Source organism: Rummeliibacillus sp. JY-2-4R (assembly GCF_053847205.1).
The window spans coordinates 2,361,546-2,380,044 of record NZ_CM132623.1; the positions used below are offsets into that span (position 1 = coordinate 2,361,546).

The 18,499-nt window shown below is 29.0% G+C and carries 15 protein-coding genes and 1 pseudogene; 3 read left to right on the top strand and 13 right to left on the bottom strand.

Annotated elements, in window-relative coordinates; all coding sequences use genetic code 11:
* Nucleotides 1–70: 70 nt before the first annotated feature.
* From ACWV26_RS11430 to ACWV26_RS11460, 7 genes are all read right to left on the bottom strand, one after another.
* The gene (locus ACWV26_RS11430) at nucleotides 71–3,070 is read right to left on the bottom strand and encodes a hypothetical protein (protein ID WP_455894877.1); all 3,000 of its coding nucleotides are present in this window, start codon (nucleotides 3,068–3,070) and stop codon (nucleotides 71–73) included.
* A 376-nt stretch (nucleotides 3,071–3,446) separates the two neighbouring features.
* Nucleotides 3,447–4,496 carry a hypothetical protein gene (locus ACWV26_RS11435; RefSeq protein WP_455894878.1) on the bottom strand — a complete coding sequence of 350 codons (1,050 nt, stop codon included), beginning with the start codon at nucleotides 4,494–4,496 and terminating at the stop codon, nucleotides 3,447–3,449.
* Between the two features lie 997 nt (nucleotides 4,497–5,493).
* Nucleotides 5,494–6,969: a hypothetical protein gene (locus ACWV26_RS11440; protein WP_455894879.1), complete on the bottom strand. Its 1,476-nt coding sequence runs from the start codon at nucleotides 6,967–6,969 to the stop codon at nucleotides 5,494–5,496.
* A 393-nt stretch (nucleotides 6,970–7,362) separates the two neighbouring features.
* Nucleotides 7,363–7,986: a hypothetical protein gene (locus tag ACWV26_RS11445; RefSeq protein WP_455894880.1), complete on the bottom strand. Its 624-nt coding sequence runs from the start codon at nucleotides 7,984–7,986 to the stop codon at nucleotides 7,363–7,365.
* A gap of 294 nt (nucleotides 7,987–8,280) precedes the next feature.
* A complete protein-coding gene (locus ACWV26_RS11450; protein WP_455894881.1) occupies nucleotides 8,281–9,021 on the bottom strand; it encodes a class I SAM-dependent methyltransferase in 741 nt (246 codons plus the stop codon).
* A gap of 187 nt (nucleotides 9,022–9,208) precedes the next feature.
* The gene (locus tag ACWV26_RS11455; RefSeq protein WP_455894882.1) at nucleotides 9,209–9,898 is read right to left on the bottom strand and encodes a VOC family protein; all 690 of its coding nucleotides are present in this window, start codon (nucleotides 9,896–9,898) and stop codon (nucleotides 9,209–9,211) included.
* A gap of 61 nt (nucleotides 9,899–9,959) precedes the next feature.
* Nucleotides 9,960–10,787 (bottom strand): MBL fold metallo-hydrolase, encoded by an 828-nt coding sequence (locus ACWV26_RS11460; protein WP_455898236.1) that lies wholly within the window; start codon nucleotides 10,785–10,787, stop codon nucleotides 9,960–9,962.
* Between the two features lie 411 nt (nucleotides 10,788–11,198).
* Between ACWV26_RS11460 and ACWV26_RS11465 the strand changes: the two genes are divergently transcribed.
* Nucleotides 11,199–11,618 (top strand): SMI1/KNR4 family protein, encoded by a 420-nt coding sequence (locus tag ACWV26_RS11465; RefSeq protein ID WP_455894883.1) that lies wholly within the window; start codon nucleotides 11,199–11,201, stop codon nucleotides 11,616–11,618.
* A gap of 46 nt (nucleotides 11,619–11,664) precedes the next feature.
* On the opposite strand, the gene ACWV26_RS11470 is transcribed toward ACWV26_RS11465, so the two are convergent.
* The 4 genes from ACWV26_RS11470 to ACWV26_RS11485 form a co-directional block, all read right to left on the bottom strand.
* A complete protein-coding gene (locus ACWV26_RS11470) occupies nucleotides 11,665–11,916 on the bottom strand; it encodes a hypothetical protein (RefSeq protein WP_455894884.1) in 252 nt (83 codons plus the stop codon).
* Between the two features lie 124 nt (nucleotides 11,917–12,040).
* Entirely contained in the window at nucleotides 12,041–12,496 is a 456-nt protein-coding gene (locus tag ACWV26_RS11475; RefSeq protein WP_455894885.1) for a DinB family protein, read from the bottom strand.
* Nucleotides 12,497–12,509: 13 nt separating this feature from the next.
* Complete coding sequence (locus ACWV26_RS11480) at nucleotides 12,510–13,283, bottom strand: Cof-type HAD-IIB family hydrolase (protein WP_455894886.1); 774 nt, start codon at nucleotides 13,281–13,283, stop codon at nucleotides 12,510–12,512.
* 108 nt (nucleotides 13,284–13,391) lie between these two features.
* Nucleotides 13,392–13,871 carry a hypothetical protein gene (locus ACWV26_RS11485; RefSeq protein ID WP_455894887.1) on the bottom strand — a complete coding sequence of 160 codons (480 nt, stop codon included), beginning with the start codon at nucleotides 13,869–13,871 and terminating at the stop codon, nucleotides 13,392–13,394.
* An 808-nt stretch (nucleotides 13,872–14,679) separates the two neighbouring features.
* Here ACWV26_RS11485 and ACWV26_RS11490 point away from each other — a divergent pair.
* Nucleotides 14,680–15,174: a hypothetical protein gene (locus ACWV26_RS11490; protein WP_455894888.1), complete on the top strand. Its 495-nt coding sequence runs from the start codon at nucleotides 14,680–14,682 to the stop codon at nucleotides 15,172–15,174.
* A 349-nt stretch (nucleotides 15,175–15,523) separates the two neighbouring features.
* Here the strand turns inward: ACWV26_RS11490 and ACWV26_RS11495 are convergent, their stop codons facing one another.
* Nucleotides 15,524–16,093 carry a hypothetical protein gene (locus ACWV26_RS11495; RefSeq protein WP_455894889.1) on the bottom strand — a complete coding sequence of 190 codons (570 nt, stop codon included), beginning with the start codon at nucleotides 16,091–16,093 and terminating at the stop codon, nucleotides 15,524–15,526.
* Nucleotides 16,094–16,378: 285 nt separating this feature from the next.
* On the opposite strand from ACWV26_RS11495, the gene ACWV26_RS11500 reads away from it, so the two are divergent.
* A complete protein-coding gene (locus ACWV26_RS11500; RefSeq protein ID WP_455898237.1) occupies nucleotides 16,379–16,897 on the top strand; it encodes an N-acetyltransferase family protein in 519 nt (172 codons plus the stop codon).
* Between the two features lie 538 nt (nucleotides 16,898–17,435).
* On the opposite strand, the pseudogene ACWV26_RS11505 reads toward ACWV26_RS11500, so the two are convergent.
* Nucleotides 17,436–17,933: pseudogene (locus tag ACWV26_RS11505) on the bottom strand (kinase).
* Between the last annotated feature and the right edge of the window lie 566 nt (nucleotides 17,934–18,499).

An 18,499-nucleotide genomic window follows, 5' to 3' on the forward strand; every position in this document is an offset into this window, starting at 1 on the left:
TACTATAACAGCAACATGGAGGTATTTTAAGAGTTTAAACATTCATTTTTTTAGTATAATAAAACCAAGTTCAAAAACCTAGCTCAAGAGAAGATTGAATTTTTTCCTTCTCTTTATTTAATCTAACTACTTCTCTTCTCCATTGATCAAATTTATTTTTACTATTTGGAGGATGTTTGATCTCTAAAAGTCTATGCTCAATCAATTGCAATTGTTCTACCAATACATTATTTGAATTTAATTTTTCTTTTTGGATAACTTCTTTCTTTTCAGTCTGTTTCTTAATTTCTTTTTGAAATAGTTCTTCAAAATTCGCTTGTTCTTCCGAATTATTGTGAACTAAATTCAATTCTTTGTCTACATCTCTAAATCCATGCCTTATTTCCCATAGAACAAGTTCCTGTTTATCCCACGGATATCCAACTACATATTCAAGAACACTATAGTACGCATCCATAGAGATATCAGCAGTGTAATATTCACGGCCTGTTTTAGCCTGATTGAAAGTTTCTTTCTCAATTTGTTTGTTATTATCATTCGTGGCTTTGTGACGCATATGATGTTGTCTTGCTATTTCTAATTTTGATTTTACTTCTTTATCAGGTATGACATAAAACGCTTCAACAAATAAATTATTCATAGAATGTCTACTAGCTTTTTTCACGAAATCATCAGCTTGTTCCTTCTCTAAAAAGGTAAGTTGCTCTCTTAATCGGTCAATAAATTGATTGCTAATTGACTTGTATCTTTTCTCCGGTAAATAAAGAAATGGTCTAAAAAACCAACCGAATCCTCTATCAATTGTTTTACCTTGATGTTTATATACCCATAATAAATACTTATTTATTAAACCTATCGCATAAGGAGAAATAGGAGTTCCGAAAATTTTATGTGATCCTTTTAGTTTTTGTTTAGACATTTCCTTTGGAAATCTAAGAACCCCCCAGCCTCTGTCGTTAATTTTTAATAAGCATTTTTCATCTAATTCAAAATGATCAACTCTTAAATTTAATAATTCCTCCGGACGAAGACCAGCAACGCAACCTATTAACCACATAGTTGCATATTTTAAAGGATCTTGAGATCTGGGATCTGTTAAAAGTAAATGATAAACTTCAATAATTTGTTCTCGTGTTAAAAATGACTTATTTAATTTTTTTGGCAATTCTTCATGATTTTCAACATCTTCAATTTCCTCTTCATTTTTTGGAAATAAGTTAAGAAAATCTTCGAATTGTAACTCTAGGCTATTAAATGAAAGGTACTCTTCAATTGTTTTCAATCTAGTTTTCTTGTTTTTTAGAATAAAATAAATAAATGGTCTAATATTATGAAACAATGTCTGTCTTGAAGTAGGTTTAAATTCTTTTTTTATAACATCAAAATCCTCAGGGTTAAGTGTATAAATATCAAAGAATACAAGTGTTTTTGCTTCTTCTTTATTAATTTCCATACGGTGTACACCTATTTTATATAATGCACTTGATAGCCATCCTTTTATAATTTTTAATTGTTTTTCAGCATTATTTATTTTCTTATTAGTAGAGAAATTGTTGTAAGTAACTGCTCTACCTGCTTTCCTGTAATCAATATATTTATCGATAAGCCGTTGAAGATCTTCATGAATTAATGAATAGAATGTTCCTTGATTTTCTGTGCGTTTAGCATTTTGTTTTTCCACTAGTTGTCTATTTTTATCTAATGCGTATAATACCTTTTCTTTTTCGTAATAATCTATAAACTCTTTTTCTCCATTTTTCAATGAATTAATACTTCTCTTTAGTTTCATTCTATATTCTGGTTCTACTCCGGCTTTTTCCACTGCCTTTCGTAAAGTTTTAGAACATGCCTTCATTTCTAATGCCATTTCATTTAAAGTTTGTAAATCATCAATATTTTCCAGTTTATTTAATACTTCTTTGGTTGACTCTTCATCATAGTAATTTATTCCACTCACAGTACAAATAGGCTCAATTCTATTATGATTTAAATATCGTCTTATTTTACTTGCATCAATATTATATTTTTTCCCCAATTCGCTAGTCGTTACATATAAACCTAGGTTTTTTCTATCTTCTTTCCATTTTACGACTAGTGCTTCTACTTCCTCTCTAAGATAATATTTAATGTCCCCGACTGTGTAACACGAAACAATACTATTATCATCTATTATCTTTTTTACTTGATAATTCTTAAGGTCAAGAATTTTACTGAGATCACTAATATTGATTGTTTCATTTACAATTGTCCTAATTTCTTCAATGTTATAGTATTTCAAACCATTATAATTCATTAGAGGAATAATAGACTTATAAGTTAATATCACATTCAAATGTGTTTTTCCTATCCCTAACTGGTCACAAATTTGATAAATACTTTTTATGTGTGCATTCTGCTTTAGATTTACAAATTGCTTATAACGCTCTATTTCGTCTTTTATAACTTCCTGTTCATAATACTGAATTATTTTATTTGTATCAAAATAATGTGGTGGAATATTTTTTAACTCAATTATTGATTCAATTTTTGAACGAGAGACTTCATATTCTTCACAAAGTTCACCGATAGTTTTATATTTTTTAAATTCATTTACCCATTTAATGACATCTTGGACTTTATAAAATTTTCCATTCCCCTTTGTGTATACAGGGGTTATATTTTGAGAAACTAATATTGATTTCAATAATCTCGATCCTATTTTCAAACTCCTACTTAATTCAGTTACTGACTTATAACTATCTAAAAGTTCTATTGCACTTTTAACTTCATCAGGAATATAATATTTTATTTGACCTTTTGTAACATAAAAAGGTTTTACTTCATGTAAATCAATAGCTAATTTAATTTCATTTTTTCCATGGTTTAAGAAATCAACTAGTGTATTTACTGTCTTGCAGCTTCTATAAGTTTCTAGTAATTCCTCTAATTTAATAGTTTCATAGTACTTAGATCCTTTATTCGTTACTTTAGCTGGAACTAGTTCAGTGTAATTAACAATCTTTTGAAAAGTTTCTCTATCAATTTTATCCTTTTCACAGAATGCAGTTATTGAAGTGAGTGATTCTAACATATTTTAGCCTCCTTAAAACTCAATATAGCCCAAAACACACATTCTAATACAAAATTTATAGTTTCTACTTTGCTAGACATAATGAATTTTGTAGTATCTTGTGAGTTTTGGGTATTTCAAATTTCATGATTGAGTTTTAAATATTATAGGAGATGTTTGTCAATTTTCGAATAGAAAATATGGGACTTTTTTATTCTTTTTAGGTGGTTCTATTAAAAATAAAAAATCCTAGGTAATTCAAAATTACTTAGGATTTTTCTTTTAATATTAAATTAGCTTTATTATTAATTTTCTACGAGTTTATCCATTTCCAAATTTTCATAGAGTATCCCCCTACTTTGATGACTTGACTTAAAACATGGCTACCTGACTTAGGTTAAATCTCATCCCATTTGCTCTTAATATATACTTTTTTAGTTCCTACAATATTATTTTTTAAAGCCTTATCCATAGATTCCGTAAGTTGATTGCCATTCAATTGATACTTTCGATTGAATTTTCCAGAACAACTACGCGAACAAAATTTACTTTTAAAAAAATATCGCTTTAATTGGCCCATATTTCTTTTTTCAAATGTTTTTATACTATTGCATTCCGGACATTTGTAAATAACAATGTTTTTTCCATATAAATCTCTGCTTAATGATTTATTAATTAAATCACGCTTTCGCTTTAAATACATTGGCGGATTCCATGAATATAACCACTTAGCGATGGTATGAACTGAAGCTGGCCCACTAAAAGTTAATGAATATGTGTTTTTAGTTTTAATGATTTTTACTGATTTTACTTTTAACTCTGATTCGAATATCTCCTTTATTTGTTGAATCATTGATTGTGTGCCGCTAAAATTTAACATTGGCATTCCAGTAGACTTATTAATGCTTATTGATCCATCCCCATCAAATACTCCTAAAATAAAAGCTCGATGATCCCAGACGTGTTCAAGTGGATATTTAAGTTTAAAAGTCTTTCGATTCTCTAGCCCATATTTTAGAAGATCAGAATAAATGATTTTGCTTCCAAAAGTGACCTTATTATATTCTCTTCCATTGGTATAATCAGAGAGTACAGGCACTTCTGATTGAAGTAGTTTTTTAAAATACTCTAAGATATAGGCATCTCTTTTTTGAATCTTTATTTTGAAACCAGCATGGTTCTTTTCATTATATGAAAATACATGACCATCACTATAAATCCAACCTAGTAAATAAAGTTTCTCCATCGAATCTAGCTTTTTAAAGAAATCTTCATTTAATGAATATTTTCTTATTTTATAAGAGAAACCCGCTTTTACTAGGCATCGTTTGATTACCCCATGGGATGTATTGTATTGCTTAGCAATTTCTCTTAAACTTAATCCTTGCTTAAGATGTAATTCATTAAACTTTTTAATGTCAGTCTCTTTAAATTCTCTTTTTACCATTAACTATCTTCCTTTCAATTTTTGTTACTAGTATTTTGGACAGGAAGATAGAGAAATATACTATTAATTTTTTAAAAACTTAATATTCCTATTTTTTCAACAGACTATTAAAAAAATATTCTCTTATATCATTTACGATTGTTAGATCTTTTTCTAGTCTATTTTAGAAGAGTGGACATTTGCTTTTATAACTTTTACCTATCATAGTTGCTGCTTTAAACAACCCTCATTTAGTGCCTCCTAAATATTAATTTCAAATTATATTACAGAAACCATAACAAATCACATATCAAAATTAATAACAAAATATATTAGCGATTTTCAAAATAATAGGTTGAATGATTGTTAAACTATTGATATATATTTGATTTTGAGAGAATTAGTTTTTTTATTCTTTATGAAAATGGAATTGGATAATTGTTTTTCAATCAAGTTAAGTAAAAAAAATAATAAATAAATATTTTTTTGCATATTTAATTGGAATTAGGCTCTTTATAAGCGATAAAAATAAGGGGTTTTTTGGAAAAATAAATAAAAAAAATAACTTAAAACAAAGTGTTTCAAGTTTCTGTAAATAAAAAACGTATTATTATCTATTTTTTGGAAATAAAAAAAATGGTCTGAAAATAACTAATATCAAAAAAATCGATAATCTTATGTGGCAGTTTGCAGTTATACATGCAGTGAATTTCAGTGAATTATACATAGTAATGCAATGTTAAATTACATGATTTAAATTAATGAGACCCGGACCCTCTACATAAACAAGCCCTATAGAAAGCTGACCAAATGCTGGTCCTTCTAGCTAAGGCAAACATGCACATGCACACTTCTTAATCTAAAACACGGTTAAAACACTATGTATTTTTCGACAGCAATTCGCAATTATTTAATTGACTATATACATTTATTTTATATAAGACATTTTTTGTAGTTTAATAAAATTTGCATTATATACACGAAATGTTTTAGTTCATTATCTAGAAGTAACTATTCTTCATATGGTTCTTTTATCTAACCAATTATAGCGAACACATGCAGGTACCTTATCTAAAGCTTCTATATTAGAATCAATCACTATTTTATCTCGTTTACGTAGAAACAATACTTTATCTTTTAAATTTTCAATAGCTTGTTTTAACATTTCCTTTCTTGTTAAAACACCCCTACTAGCCCAATTACGTATCATATTTTTCTTATATTCTACTGAAATATTTTTTGCTTTGAATTCAATATGACCGTAAATAGCCGAAATGTGTTCGCTAAATAATAACCAATGATTTTCTAAAAAGTTTTGTTGAGGTACTGATTGAACTAATGACTCCAAGTCAATTCCGAATTCTTCTAGTTTTTCTTCTAACATTATTTTATGATCATCAGAGGATACTTCAATAAAGTATCTTACTAATTCCTCTAAATTTTCATTGTCTTTGAAATATTCTTCTGCTGAAGACTCAACTTTTTCTTTTTTTAAGACATTTGTAATAATCTGTTCAATATCCTTAATTAAATAAAAATCCATCATGGTGTTAACTGCTTTTGTGTCATTTTCATCTGACATTAAATCATGATAAAGAACATTTTCTTGTTCTTCAGAGAAATAAGAAACAAGAGCATGACGATATAACTCAACACCAACAGTTTCAAATAAATTAAACAATTGGTTTTGAATGTTAATAAATAACGGGATTGTTTTCGGACGCATTACTTCATAGTAAATATGATACTTGTCAGCAAAATATTGAAATTCAGCTTTACTTGATTCATTTGGAGAAATTGAATTCAAGAATCGTTCATGGACTTTAAGACCAATTTTATGCTTTCTAGTTTTGGACATTCTCTTTTTACGAGTATCACAGTCGTACCCACAATATGTATGTAATTGAGCTTCAAAGTCATCGCTTTTATCGTCATAGCGTTTACCATTAATGAATACAACCAAATATCCTTTACTAACAAATTCAATAAGAATTCCCGCTAATTCTTGATAGCTTTCAATATAACTCACCCCGCTATGATATTTGTTACTGTAAAGTGCTTCTACTGATACCGATTTTATTGTTCCTATAGAAGTGAAAGAAGTTGCATAAAGAAAAAGGCGTTTCTTCGTTTTATTTAAAGATAAGAATTCTGATGAAGTAAGTATATTAATATTTCTTACATAAGTTGGATCCTTTTTTCCTCCATTTGATAAAACATGGAAATGAGAATAAAAAAACTCATCCTTTTTTGATAAAAGTTTTAATTCTGTAAGTTCGTTAATTACACGATTAAATGTTTTGTTTTGTAAGAACAATTGCTTTCTAATTGTCTCTTTATCGCAATAAATACGGCCGTCTTTTGCTACCCATTTTATTGTGAAAAGCATAAAGTTAATAGCATTATTTGTAACTTCCAATGTTCCATTAGAAATTTTGAAGAATAATTCTCTATTTAATTTCGCTGTTTTAGCATAATCTTTATCATTAAGCATTTACTATTCACTCCTAAAATAAAAAGAAAAAAGAGTACCCCAAATTCACCATATGCGTTTACATATAGTCATAAATTTGGGGTACTCCCTTTTTAAATATTTAATTTGATTATTGTCTGAATTTAAATTAAATTATAGCATAGTTTAATTATACATACAACTTTCTGAGAAGTAATTTATATAAATGCGTAGATCGTTATTTAAAACTATTTTAAACCAAATAGATTATTTATAGCATCGTGTAAAAGACCACCCCTCATAGTTGAAAATCTAGATAAGCACTTTCATTAGTCTATAATCTTAATTACTCCTGCTTCTTTGCTAATTTAAAAATATTTTTTTACTTCTTATTCTTAATAATGCTGGCGATAAATATTTTAAAACCTTCTCATTTTATTTAGGATTTACAAGATGCTCACCATTCGTGGCATTAAAATAAACAGCCACCATTTTTTTCTGGTCTGCATCCCAACCTATTACTAATATCAAGGTGATTTTTGTCTCAGGGTCTTTTATCATCATAAAGTTATAGCCTTTAGCCCAATCTTTACCTTGATGTACCTCTCCTAATTCTAGTGCTTTTTTAAGTAATTGAGGCGAATCGTAGTTAATATCTCCAAATTTTATAAATGCAGCTACGGGATGGGGAGAAGACCCTTTACCTCCTATATCCTCAGTTGATTCAATTTTCCCTTCATGGATAGTTACCAAAAATTCCTTATTTGTCTCTGGCACCCCAAACAAAATATTCCAATATTTTCTTTTCCCATTGCTTCCAATCAACTTCCCTGGCTTATCTAAGTCTATATTAATTGCCTGTAAAACCTGCGAGTCTTTATCCCATTTCAAAGCAAACGGATATGCAAGTTTAACTGCTTCTAAAATTGTTAATTCAATTTTTAGATTTTCATCTTTAAGAGTTTGCGAATGAGTAGAGTTCTCAAACAGTCTGATACTAACTATAAGTGTAGAAATTAATACAATTAACAAGATCACCATTACTTTTTTCTCATGCATTCACCTCTTTTTAAATTAATATACAGATTAAGATAAAATCCTAAATCGTATATTTATATTTAAGAAATAGCATGGAAAAGTATTTTACATTCTCTATTTTTTCTTTCTCAACAGTATAAGATTTTGATGGATTAATAAGAACATGCCTATTTCTCAAATACGCTTTTTTGTTTAAATACAGTTAATTACAAACTTTACAAACTTCTTATTATTTTGTTTAGTTAAAAAACCAAAAAGAGCCACCAAAACAGCAGCTCAGATGTACCTTAACATCAGTTTATTAATAACGAATCCTTATACTTCACATTCAAATACATTGAAAGAACTACCTTCTCCATATCCATTAATTACTTCATGAACTACTACATTTTTAAATCCGTTTGTCTGAAGTAAATCCTTAAATTCCTTTATCTCGTAAAGACGAATAGGAAAATCCATAGTTTCTATTTTCACTAACTGCTCACCCTGAACCGCTTTATATTTTAATTCAATATTTAATACCTTAGATTTCTGATCATAATTCATTTTCTTATATTCAATAATTTTTTGATCCGCTAATTGTTTCCTATTTGTCTCAATCCAATCAGGAATTTCCTCAACCTCTTTATTTTTTATCATAGCAGTCAAAAGTAGTTTCCCATCTGACTTTAAAACAGACTTTAAATTTTGAAGACTGTCGTACACTAATTTATCAGGTAAAAGTGAAAAGGAACCGAAAGGAATCATAATTAAATCATAGTTTATATTACTCTTAAATTCCTCTATTTTTTCAAGAAAAACAATTGGATTGAGACCAAGTTTTTTTCCTTTTTCTTCACATACATTTATCATTTCTTCTGAGATGTCGAAGCCCTCGATATCAATCCCTCTTTGCAGAAATGGTAAAAGCATTCTGCCATTGCCACACATAGGCTCTAAAACTTTCATATTATTATCTTTAACAAAAGATAGATAAAAATCTAGCTCTACTCCCATTGCAATGGATTTTTCACTTTCATATATTTTTGTACAAAGTTCTCCGTAATAATCCATCATCTTCTATACACCTCCCGAAACTTATCTATAATAGTACATTCAATACACTTTTTTATAATCCTACTCTGATAGTTAAACAATCTCTTCCGTTTTACTTTCCATGGTCAAGTCAATAACTCCTTTAAGTGATAATAATTATTTTTGCAAATAATAGTATTTTAAAAGTAATTAAGTTTCAGGTTTTTACTCATTTCTCCTCGTTCTTATATACCTGAAATTCATGATCTGAGTTAATGATTATTTTACTGTTATTAATTAATCTAATCTCAAGAGGAAAAATAGCAGACACTTTATCAGAAAAAATCCATCTTCTCCCTGGTTGAGCTAAAATAATAAATATACCCTTCTTTCTTTCACCCATGAAATTAAGGAATTTTCTACTGATTTTCTTATTGTCACGTTCAGTAACACCAATCTCGTTTAATTTTTCACTTGTACTTATGGTATCTTCTACAATTAAACCGATTTCGCTAATGTTTAAAATACTTTTAGCCGAAAAAGGCTCGAGGCTATCTTCAGTAATTTCATATCTTGAAATAAATTCTACTATATTACCAGAAGGGTCATGAAAATATAAAGAACGGGCAGGTAAATTAGCAAAATAAGCTTCATCTACCCCCTCTTCAAGAAGTAATTTTACTCTTTCTTTTACCCATGATTTTGCTTCATAAAATTTGTTAGCTGGTATGTTAAAAGCAAAGTGGTAATAGGGGTTACCTTTTACTGATTTAGTGGTAAACCTAAATTCACTTGTACCAACTGCAATTCTAAAGCTATTTATATCCTCATGAAATAATGAAAAACCTAAAGTATCTATATAGAACTCTTTCATTTCCATTAAATTTTCAGTCTGTAATACAATCGATTTAATTTCCATCGAAAATAACACCCCTTTTCGAATGATTACATTAATAGTAACTGCTCTACAGATGACTTATCTAAGTATTAAATAACTCGCCTTCTAAAGCATTTATATACCTAATAGCTGAGTTATGAACACATTGTTTTGCATCTTTTTTTACAACGCGGAGAAAGGCATCATACAATCGATCAAAATGTAAATCTTCTATTTGATTAAAGATTCGTTTCACTGTTTTAGCAGGGAGAGGTATAAAATTTGGATAACTATACATAAATGTCACCCAACGACGGTCAGCAACCACTCGAATGATATCCCCAACAAGTAATATGCCTTTTTGTTGAAATCCATTTTTCCATTCTAATACTGTGGCTCCTTTGAAATGACCACCAGTACGATAAAGGGTTAATCCGTTCTTTAATGTAAGTGACTCACCAGACCAAAAAATAATCTTGTCACTTGGTCTTGTAATCCAATCTTTATCATCCTCATGAATATATATAGATGCGTTAAAAGCTTCCGCCCACTCAACTTGACTTGAATAGTAATGTGGATGAGATAAAGCGATAGCATCAATCCCACCTAATTCCTCTATTTTTTCAATAGTTGTCTGATCAATATATGTAACACAATCCCATAATAAATTAAAATCCTGTTCTTGAATTAAATAAGCTGTTTGACCAATTCCAAACGTTGGAATAGTTTTAATACTAAATAAACCGTTTTCTTCAGAATTAATTTTATTTTCAAATTTTTTAGTTGACACCAACTTTTCTAAAGTTGTCCAAGTCTGCCCGTTTACGCTAACAAATTGTCTTTCTTCTGAGCAAATAGTACATTGCTTTGGCTCTTCAATAGAATGTTCATACTGTACACCACAAGTCATACAAATATAGTAACTCAATATAACTCCCCCTTTATTCCATTGTGATTAAATCTTGACTATATTTTATTACATTCATTATTTTACCAATTAAGTTTAAGGTAATATTTACAACTTTAGGCTGAATTTAACTAGATAAAATAAATTTACTAAACTCTTTCATATGTACAAAAAATTCTAAAATATGAGGAAAGTTTTTCTTTTAGCAAACACTGTCGTTCCTTCAGCCAAAGTTATAGTTTTCTTTAGTGTTATGTATAGATTAATATTAAATTATAAATCCTTAGGGGTTGCTAAAATGTAAAAAAAGGTTGTGCTTGTTTTGTTGAGTAAAGGTTTTTATAAATGAGGAAATTTTTGGAATAAAGATCCTAAAAATAAACGTATCGAGTATCCTATTAACGATGAAATAATAAAGAAAGCTGAAAATATATATTGGATGTTCACTTCCCAGCATCATTTATTGATCTAATGAAACAACAAAATGGTGGTGAACTTAACTATCCTTATTTTACAGAATACAAAGATGCCCTTCCTAGCATAGAACCGATTCATTTTGAAAAAGATGATATAGGTATATTATCCTCCAAAGAATTGTTAGAAGAATCCGGTCTTCCTCAAGAATTAATTGTTCTTTGGACAGATTTTCATGAATGGGTCGTTTTAGATTATCGAATAGGGAACGAACATCCATCCGTTGTATATATTGTCGAGAACTATTTTACAGAGGAAATGGAATGGGAATTTCATAAGATTGCGGACACTTTTGATGTATTATTAAATAAATTGTTTCGAATAAGTCCGAAAAAAGCAAAGAAAATAAATAGATTTTTTAAACGAAAAAGACGAAAATAAAGACGCTACTATTTTGCAAGCAATTAACCCCATAACTAGAAGTAGATTAGGGTTCATTCCAAAAGAAAGTTGTTACTATAAAAGGGAAAATAACTCCAATAAATACGATAACTCCATTCCCTATTAAACCAATCCTTTTATATACACCTTTTTCAGCAAATAATGCCAATAAAAACCCTATTGCAGTTGCAATAACTCCGACTAATAGATAACTGTCCTTTCCAAATAATGCAATAATGTAAGATGCTAACCCTACTATAAATAAAATGGATGAAAACAGACCTATTTTGCTTTTCATTTTAAATTCACCCCAATCAATTTATTCTTATGCTTTAACAAGATACTATTTAAAATATTCCGAATATTTTAGGAGTAAGCATTTGTGTTTTTTCTTCCTCTTAAACGTTATTTAGAATCCATTCTTAAATATCTTTAATTAATAAATCAGAGTTAACAGGAGTAATCCCTAATTCTCTTGACCAAATAGATAGTTGTCCGATATGATGAACCTCATGCGTAATGATATGATATAGAACTTTTTCATAGGAAAATATAAGATTTTGGTTAATAATTAATTCCTTATTTAAATCATATTGAAATTCAGTAAGAAATCTTTCTGTACTTTCTCTAGTAGCTTTAGCATACTCTTTTACTTCTCCTAAAGAGCGAATTGTTAGCATATCCTTTTCATTTACAGGATTACCTAGCATTTGATTAACCCAGATTTGTTCACAATCAATTACATGAAACAGTGTATGTAAAAAGTTTTTCATACCACCAGTTCGTTCTTTTATTAATTCTTCATGCGGAATTTTCTCACACCATTCGATCCATTCTTCACGAACTTTCCAATTATATTTAAATAAATTATCTAGCATAATTCGAGTCTCCTTAAATAATTTCAAATTTTTTCAAAGCATACATTACACCATCTTCTGCACAATCTTTCGTAACAAAATTGGCTATTTCTTTAAGCTTTCGATTGCCATTCCCCATTGCTACTCCTAAATCTGTTAATTGCAACAAATCGATATCATTTTCACCGTCACCAAAAGCAATTGCTTCTGACGAATTGTATCCAAAATAGTTCAATATACTATTCGCAGCAATTGATTTAGAAATGTTTGTTTGTAATACATTTGCGATGTATGGATGCCATTGTTGAAATTGCAAATGCGGAAATATCTCTCTATATAAATTTATGGTTTTGTTATTTCCATAAAGGCACATTAAATAAATTTCTTTATCCAAAATATCTTTGTCAAGCTCAGGGTATTCAGTCAAAGATAATGTTTGTTGAAGTGCCAGACGTGTATGATCATTATAAATACCGTTCATGTTTAGTTTTTCAGTGAAATAAGATAAAGCTTGCCCATTCTGTTGTGCAAATATATGTATATCATTCACAATGTGCTTATCTAAAATAGTTTTATAGATTACTTCGTTCTTATTTTTTACATAAGCGCCATTAGCTGTGATAAAAGTGTCGATTCCAATTGAAATTAATTCCTGGCACATTGATAACGGACGCCCTGTTGCAGCAACCACATGAATCTTTTGATCTTTTAATTTCTGGATTGCTAATTTTGTAGTATCAGAAATTATTCCTGAATTATAATCAATTAGTGTTCCATCTACATCAAAAAATATAATTTTGTAACTCAAATAAACTACGCTCCTTTTCTAAAATAACGATTACACGTTACTTTTGCTGAATAATAAAGGCTGTTTCTTAAAAATTGGAATTTTGCTAATATAAGAAACAGATCCTTTTTAGAAAAATTCATTTCCTATTTTAGTGTCTCTTTCTTCCCAGTCGTAAATTATTTTTTGATCCTTAGTTGTTAGTCGACCACTTTTTTCAACTACATCTGTTGACTTTTCATTTTGAAATTTAAGCCTTAATGTATACGTATAATCTATTGAACCATCGTTATTTTCTTTCTTTTTTTCAAGTTTAATATTTTCTAATTCAATGCTACTTCTTGTTTTTGCTGCAACATCAGGGGCTATTTGAAAAACACGATTAGCCATTTGCTTTTCATATACGTCTGTTGATAGGTACACTTTTAAATTTCCAGCTATTTCTAGTTCTGTTGGAGGATTAGCAGGATCTTTGATATTATATTGTGCTGATTTATAATTTTTTACTAACTCCTCTATATCCTTTTCACTTTTCACGGCTTCATTATTACAACCTATTAAACTTATAATCATAATCAATAAAAGAAACAAATTTAATAATTTTTTCATTGTTTAGTATTCCTCCTATCTATTTAACAGTAGCTAAATACAGAAGCAGGTATATAGTTTAAGCGTTATAAATTATTCATATCCAAATGAATTAAAACACACGATTAAACTATTTATCCTATTTTCTATTTTTTCTTATAAAAAAATAAATAATTAAAATCAAGAAAATAATAAAAACCAGTAAAAATAACAGGTTAGCGTAATTATTGCCTAATCCATATTGTTCTTTATACATGCTATTACCTCACTCACTTAATATTAAAAAGTCAAAAAGTTAAACGTAAAAACAAGATCTGAATTTGAGTAATTAAACTTTTTGGTTTTCGAATTTCTAAAAATAGAGGAATTAATTTAATTGCTCTTTTTCGTCTTGTACTAAACAAAAAAATAATTCCTCCTACAATTGCAAAAAATCCTAGCGTAAATACGTATGATAATATTATATTTGATACAATTGTCAAAACGATAAATAGGACTGTATATGGCTAAATCCTCAATGCACAACTTTTATATCCTTACATCATACAATTTTACCATTATATTCATTAAAAGGAAAAATAATTAAATAGAGGTTGGATAATAGACTCCCACCCAGTTAGGGCAATAGGAACTATACTTGGATCAGTCTATATTCCATTTGACTACCCCCATCGCTCAAATAAAGTCAGATAAAAGTTTGCACTATTTAAGCTATTTCTTTAAGCATCATATTAATAGACAATTTCAAATTATTTTATTATTCGGTTAAAATAAGGCCACAATTTTTGATTTTACCGTAGTATAAAATACTTTCATAAGGATGAATCAGATGAAAAAATTTTGTATAATTTTATTTTCCATTTTAGCTTTTGTAGTTGGTTGTAGCCTACAAGGAAAGACTATACCCGATAAATTTCTTTTAGGGAATTTTGGAATGAATTTTGAAAACAATAAAACTTATTATCTTGTTGTCCCAATAGAATGGACAGGTGAATCATCTGTAACAGTGAAATCAATAGAATTGATGAAAAGAGATGAAATGCCTATCACATATGAGGAAGATGGAATAAATTACGAATTTTTTGGTGCTGATCCATTAAAAAAATCTGGTATTTATGCGGATTCAGATATTGGCGATTTAAAAAATATTAATAATTTAGAAATCAAAGGAAAAGGAAAAGTTGCAATCAAACTTTCCATGAAAGATGTCAAGGAAGATAGTGAACGAAGAGTAAAAATCAAGTTTAACAATAAGGGAAATGAAAGAGAAGAAGTTGTTAAATGGAAAACCCTCGAACAATTATCTACAGATTCTAAGAAGTAAAAGGTGTTACTACTGTATACTTGTGCAGAGTGTATTTGGCTACATAAAGGTACTGATGGTTCTATTAAATAGTCAAGATTCCTATTATGGTGGAATCTTGACTATTTTTCTTATTTAACTTTAACTGTTTCTTATTCTGCAAAAGCTCCCGTTTTTAGGCTTCATAATCACATATATACACTGTTAAAACCTATCATAAGTATGGATTAGGTAGTTTTTCAGATTGTATGACTAATGCAGTCATTCCTTTCTCACTACCAGATAAATGCCCCTCACCCTTTTTCCAGAATAATCACTCTCTTTTTTGTTATTATTTGTTACTTTAAAGCACTAACCACCTCAGATTTCTTTAACAGCTACTAACAATCCTACACAACTTCGAGTTAGTTATCCATATTCTTTTTTCGATAAGATCAAGCCAATACCTAGCCATAAAGAGCATAAAGTTATAGCCTTTAGCCCAATCATTACCTGGATAAATATTTCCTAATTCTAGTGCTTTTTTAAGTAATTGAGGAGAATCATAGTTAATATCTTCAAATCTTATTAGTTCTTCTTCGGGGTATGGAGTTGCCCCCTTTTCCCCTATATCCTTAGTTGAAACAATTCCCCCCTCATGGATCGTGACTAAGAAATCTTTATCAGTCTCTGGCACTCCAAAATCAATATTCCAATATTTTCTTTTTCCATTGCTTCCAATCGACTTTCCAGGCTTATCTAAGTCTATATTAATTGCCTGTAAAACCTGCGCATCTTTATTCCATTCCAAAGCATAAGGATAGGCAAGTTTAACCGCTTCTAAAATTGTTAATTCAGTTTTTAGATTTTCATCTTGAAGAGTTTGCGAATTAATATAGTTCTGAAACAATTTGAAACTGACTATAAGTGAAGGAACTATTACAATTAACAAGAACACCATTACTTTTTTCTCATGAATTCACCTCTTGTAAATTCCTCTTTTTTTATTAAATGTATTGATATTTATGAAGTAGCTTGGGAAAGTATTATACAATCTAAGTGGAAGATTTCAGAAGATTTAAAAGTACATTCCTATTACTCATATGCACCATATTGTTTTATATAGTTAAATACAAGATTCTTCTTTTTATTAGTAGTTAGAATTTTCCGCATACCATATAATCTTAAATATGTATAACCATGAAAAGGACAATAATAGAAATATTAAGGATAGGATGTGCATATGGTGAGAATTAGGAGAGCAAATATTTGGGATGCAGAAGGTATTGCTAAAGTACACGTTGATAGTTGGAAAACGACTTATAAAGGAATAATTCCAGATAATTATTTAGATAGTTTATCTTATGAAAATAGAACAGAACTTTGGAAACAAAACATAATAAAAGACAATTATGTAATTATAGTTGAAAATGGACAAGGAAAAATTATCGGTTTCGCTGATGCGTGGAAAAGAGAAACAAACATTGAAGAAAACACATGTGATTTGACTTCAATTTATTTATTAGAGGAATATCAAGGAACAGGTATTGGAAAGGCTTTATTGAGAGAATTATTCATCCATTTCAAAAAAATGGGCTATTCAAAGATTTTTGTCGATGTTTTAGAAGATAATAAAACAAAATATTTTTATGAATATTATGGTGCCAGATTTGTAAAAAATGTTCAGATTAAAATTGGTGAAAAAGTATTAAATGAATCGAAATATGAATGGTCTTCTGTCGATCAAGTACTTTCAAAACTATAAAAATAATTATAGATTGAGAGTAAAAGTGTAATTATTCTTAATTTTAAAAAGGCAATAGAGTTGTAAAGTGTTGTTGCAACTTCTATTGCTTTGTTTGTTTAATAAGTAATTTAATTATCTCTTACTTTCTCTAAATCTTTGATTTGTCTTTTTATTTCTTTAAGTTCAGTCCTTAAATACTTAACCTGTTTTGAAGTGTCTATGCCAAATCGAACGGCATACGTAATAATAAGAAACAGAATAATTAATCCAGTAATGCTTAATAGGTATATCTCAATCACAGTGTCACTCCCAAAATATCTTTATATTCAACATTAACACAAAAAGTAATTTTGTAATGTGAAATGTAGTTTTCTGTTCATTTATATTTAAACTTTTACATTATTTAATTTTCTTAGTTATATAAACAATCGGGCCTTTAACATTAAGAAAGGGCGTAATTCTTGCTGCAGAATTGCGCTCTGTTGCTAAGATCGTTATTGAAGCAATGCACCCACTAGTTTAATAAGAAAATAAGTATTTCAACCAATCGAAATAATTACTTTAGCAGTTGATTTAAAATAAGTTTCAATACATCGTCCTGTGTCATATCTTTAGTCAGTAATGTTTCTCCATCCACGCCAAGATAATCATTTGGATTCCACCAGGTACGTAACGAATCTTCTCCGAATTCAATCTTTTTCGAACTAGAGTTGTGACGTAATACTGTTTCCTCAAAAGTTAAATCAAAATAATATGTATATGCCTTTTGCTTATAGAACTGGATTAGGTTATTTAACATTTCACCATAACGACTTTTATACAAGATTCCTTCTACAATAATAAATTCACATTTACCTTTACCATATCCTGCTATTTGGCGAATCTATTCGATTGAAAGGTTTCCCTCTAGGTCGTGAACTCTCAACATTTCTCGGCGGACAACATCCTGAGAAACCAATAGCGTTCCACGCCCCAAATAATTTTGAAGATTTTTCGCAGTCGTTGTTTTTCCACTCCTAGAGTTTCCTCATATGATAATTAACTTTGATTCCATATTCTCCCCCTACGCATTTTAATTGCCTCTTATTTTATTTATATAATCTTCCATAAGAATTACAAAGATTTCCTTACTTTTGCATTCGATATAGGAATTAACTATTCCTTCTTCTACTATCCTGCTTAAAGTGCATTACTTCAGAATCTCCATCTATTTGAAATTATATATACTATTATATTTAAGGGAAATTCTCCAGAATACGACCTTTAAATGAAAATAAGGGCTTATCCTTATACAAGGATAAGCCCGATTGTTGAATATAAAAGTTCAAGGTTTATTATCCATTCTTTAGTAGATGCCCTCTATTTTACCATTCGACAAATACTAAACACTCTTTTTATAAAAGGATTTATTCCACAGATTGACGTAAAATTAATTATAATTGTTGTTAATTTCCTACCAAAAAGGAGGCATCTTAGTGACTACAACAAGAAAAGGTTCTTAAAGCAATAATGGTAATTATAGGGGGGATTATGCTTAATTTTACTAGCCATAATTTAGAAGATATAGGAAACAAGTTAATGCATATAACAGGTTCTATATTATTGATATTAGGGGTAATT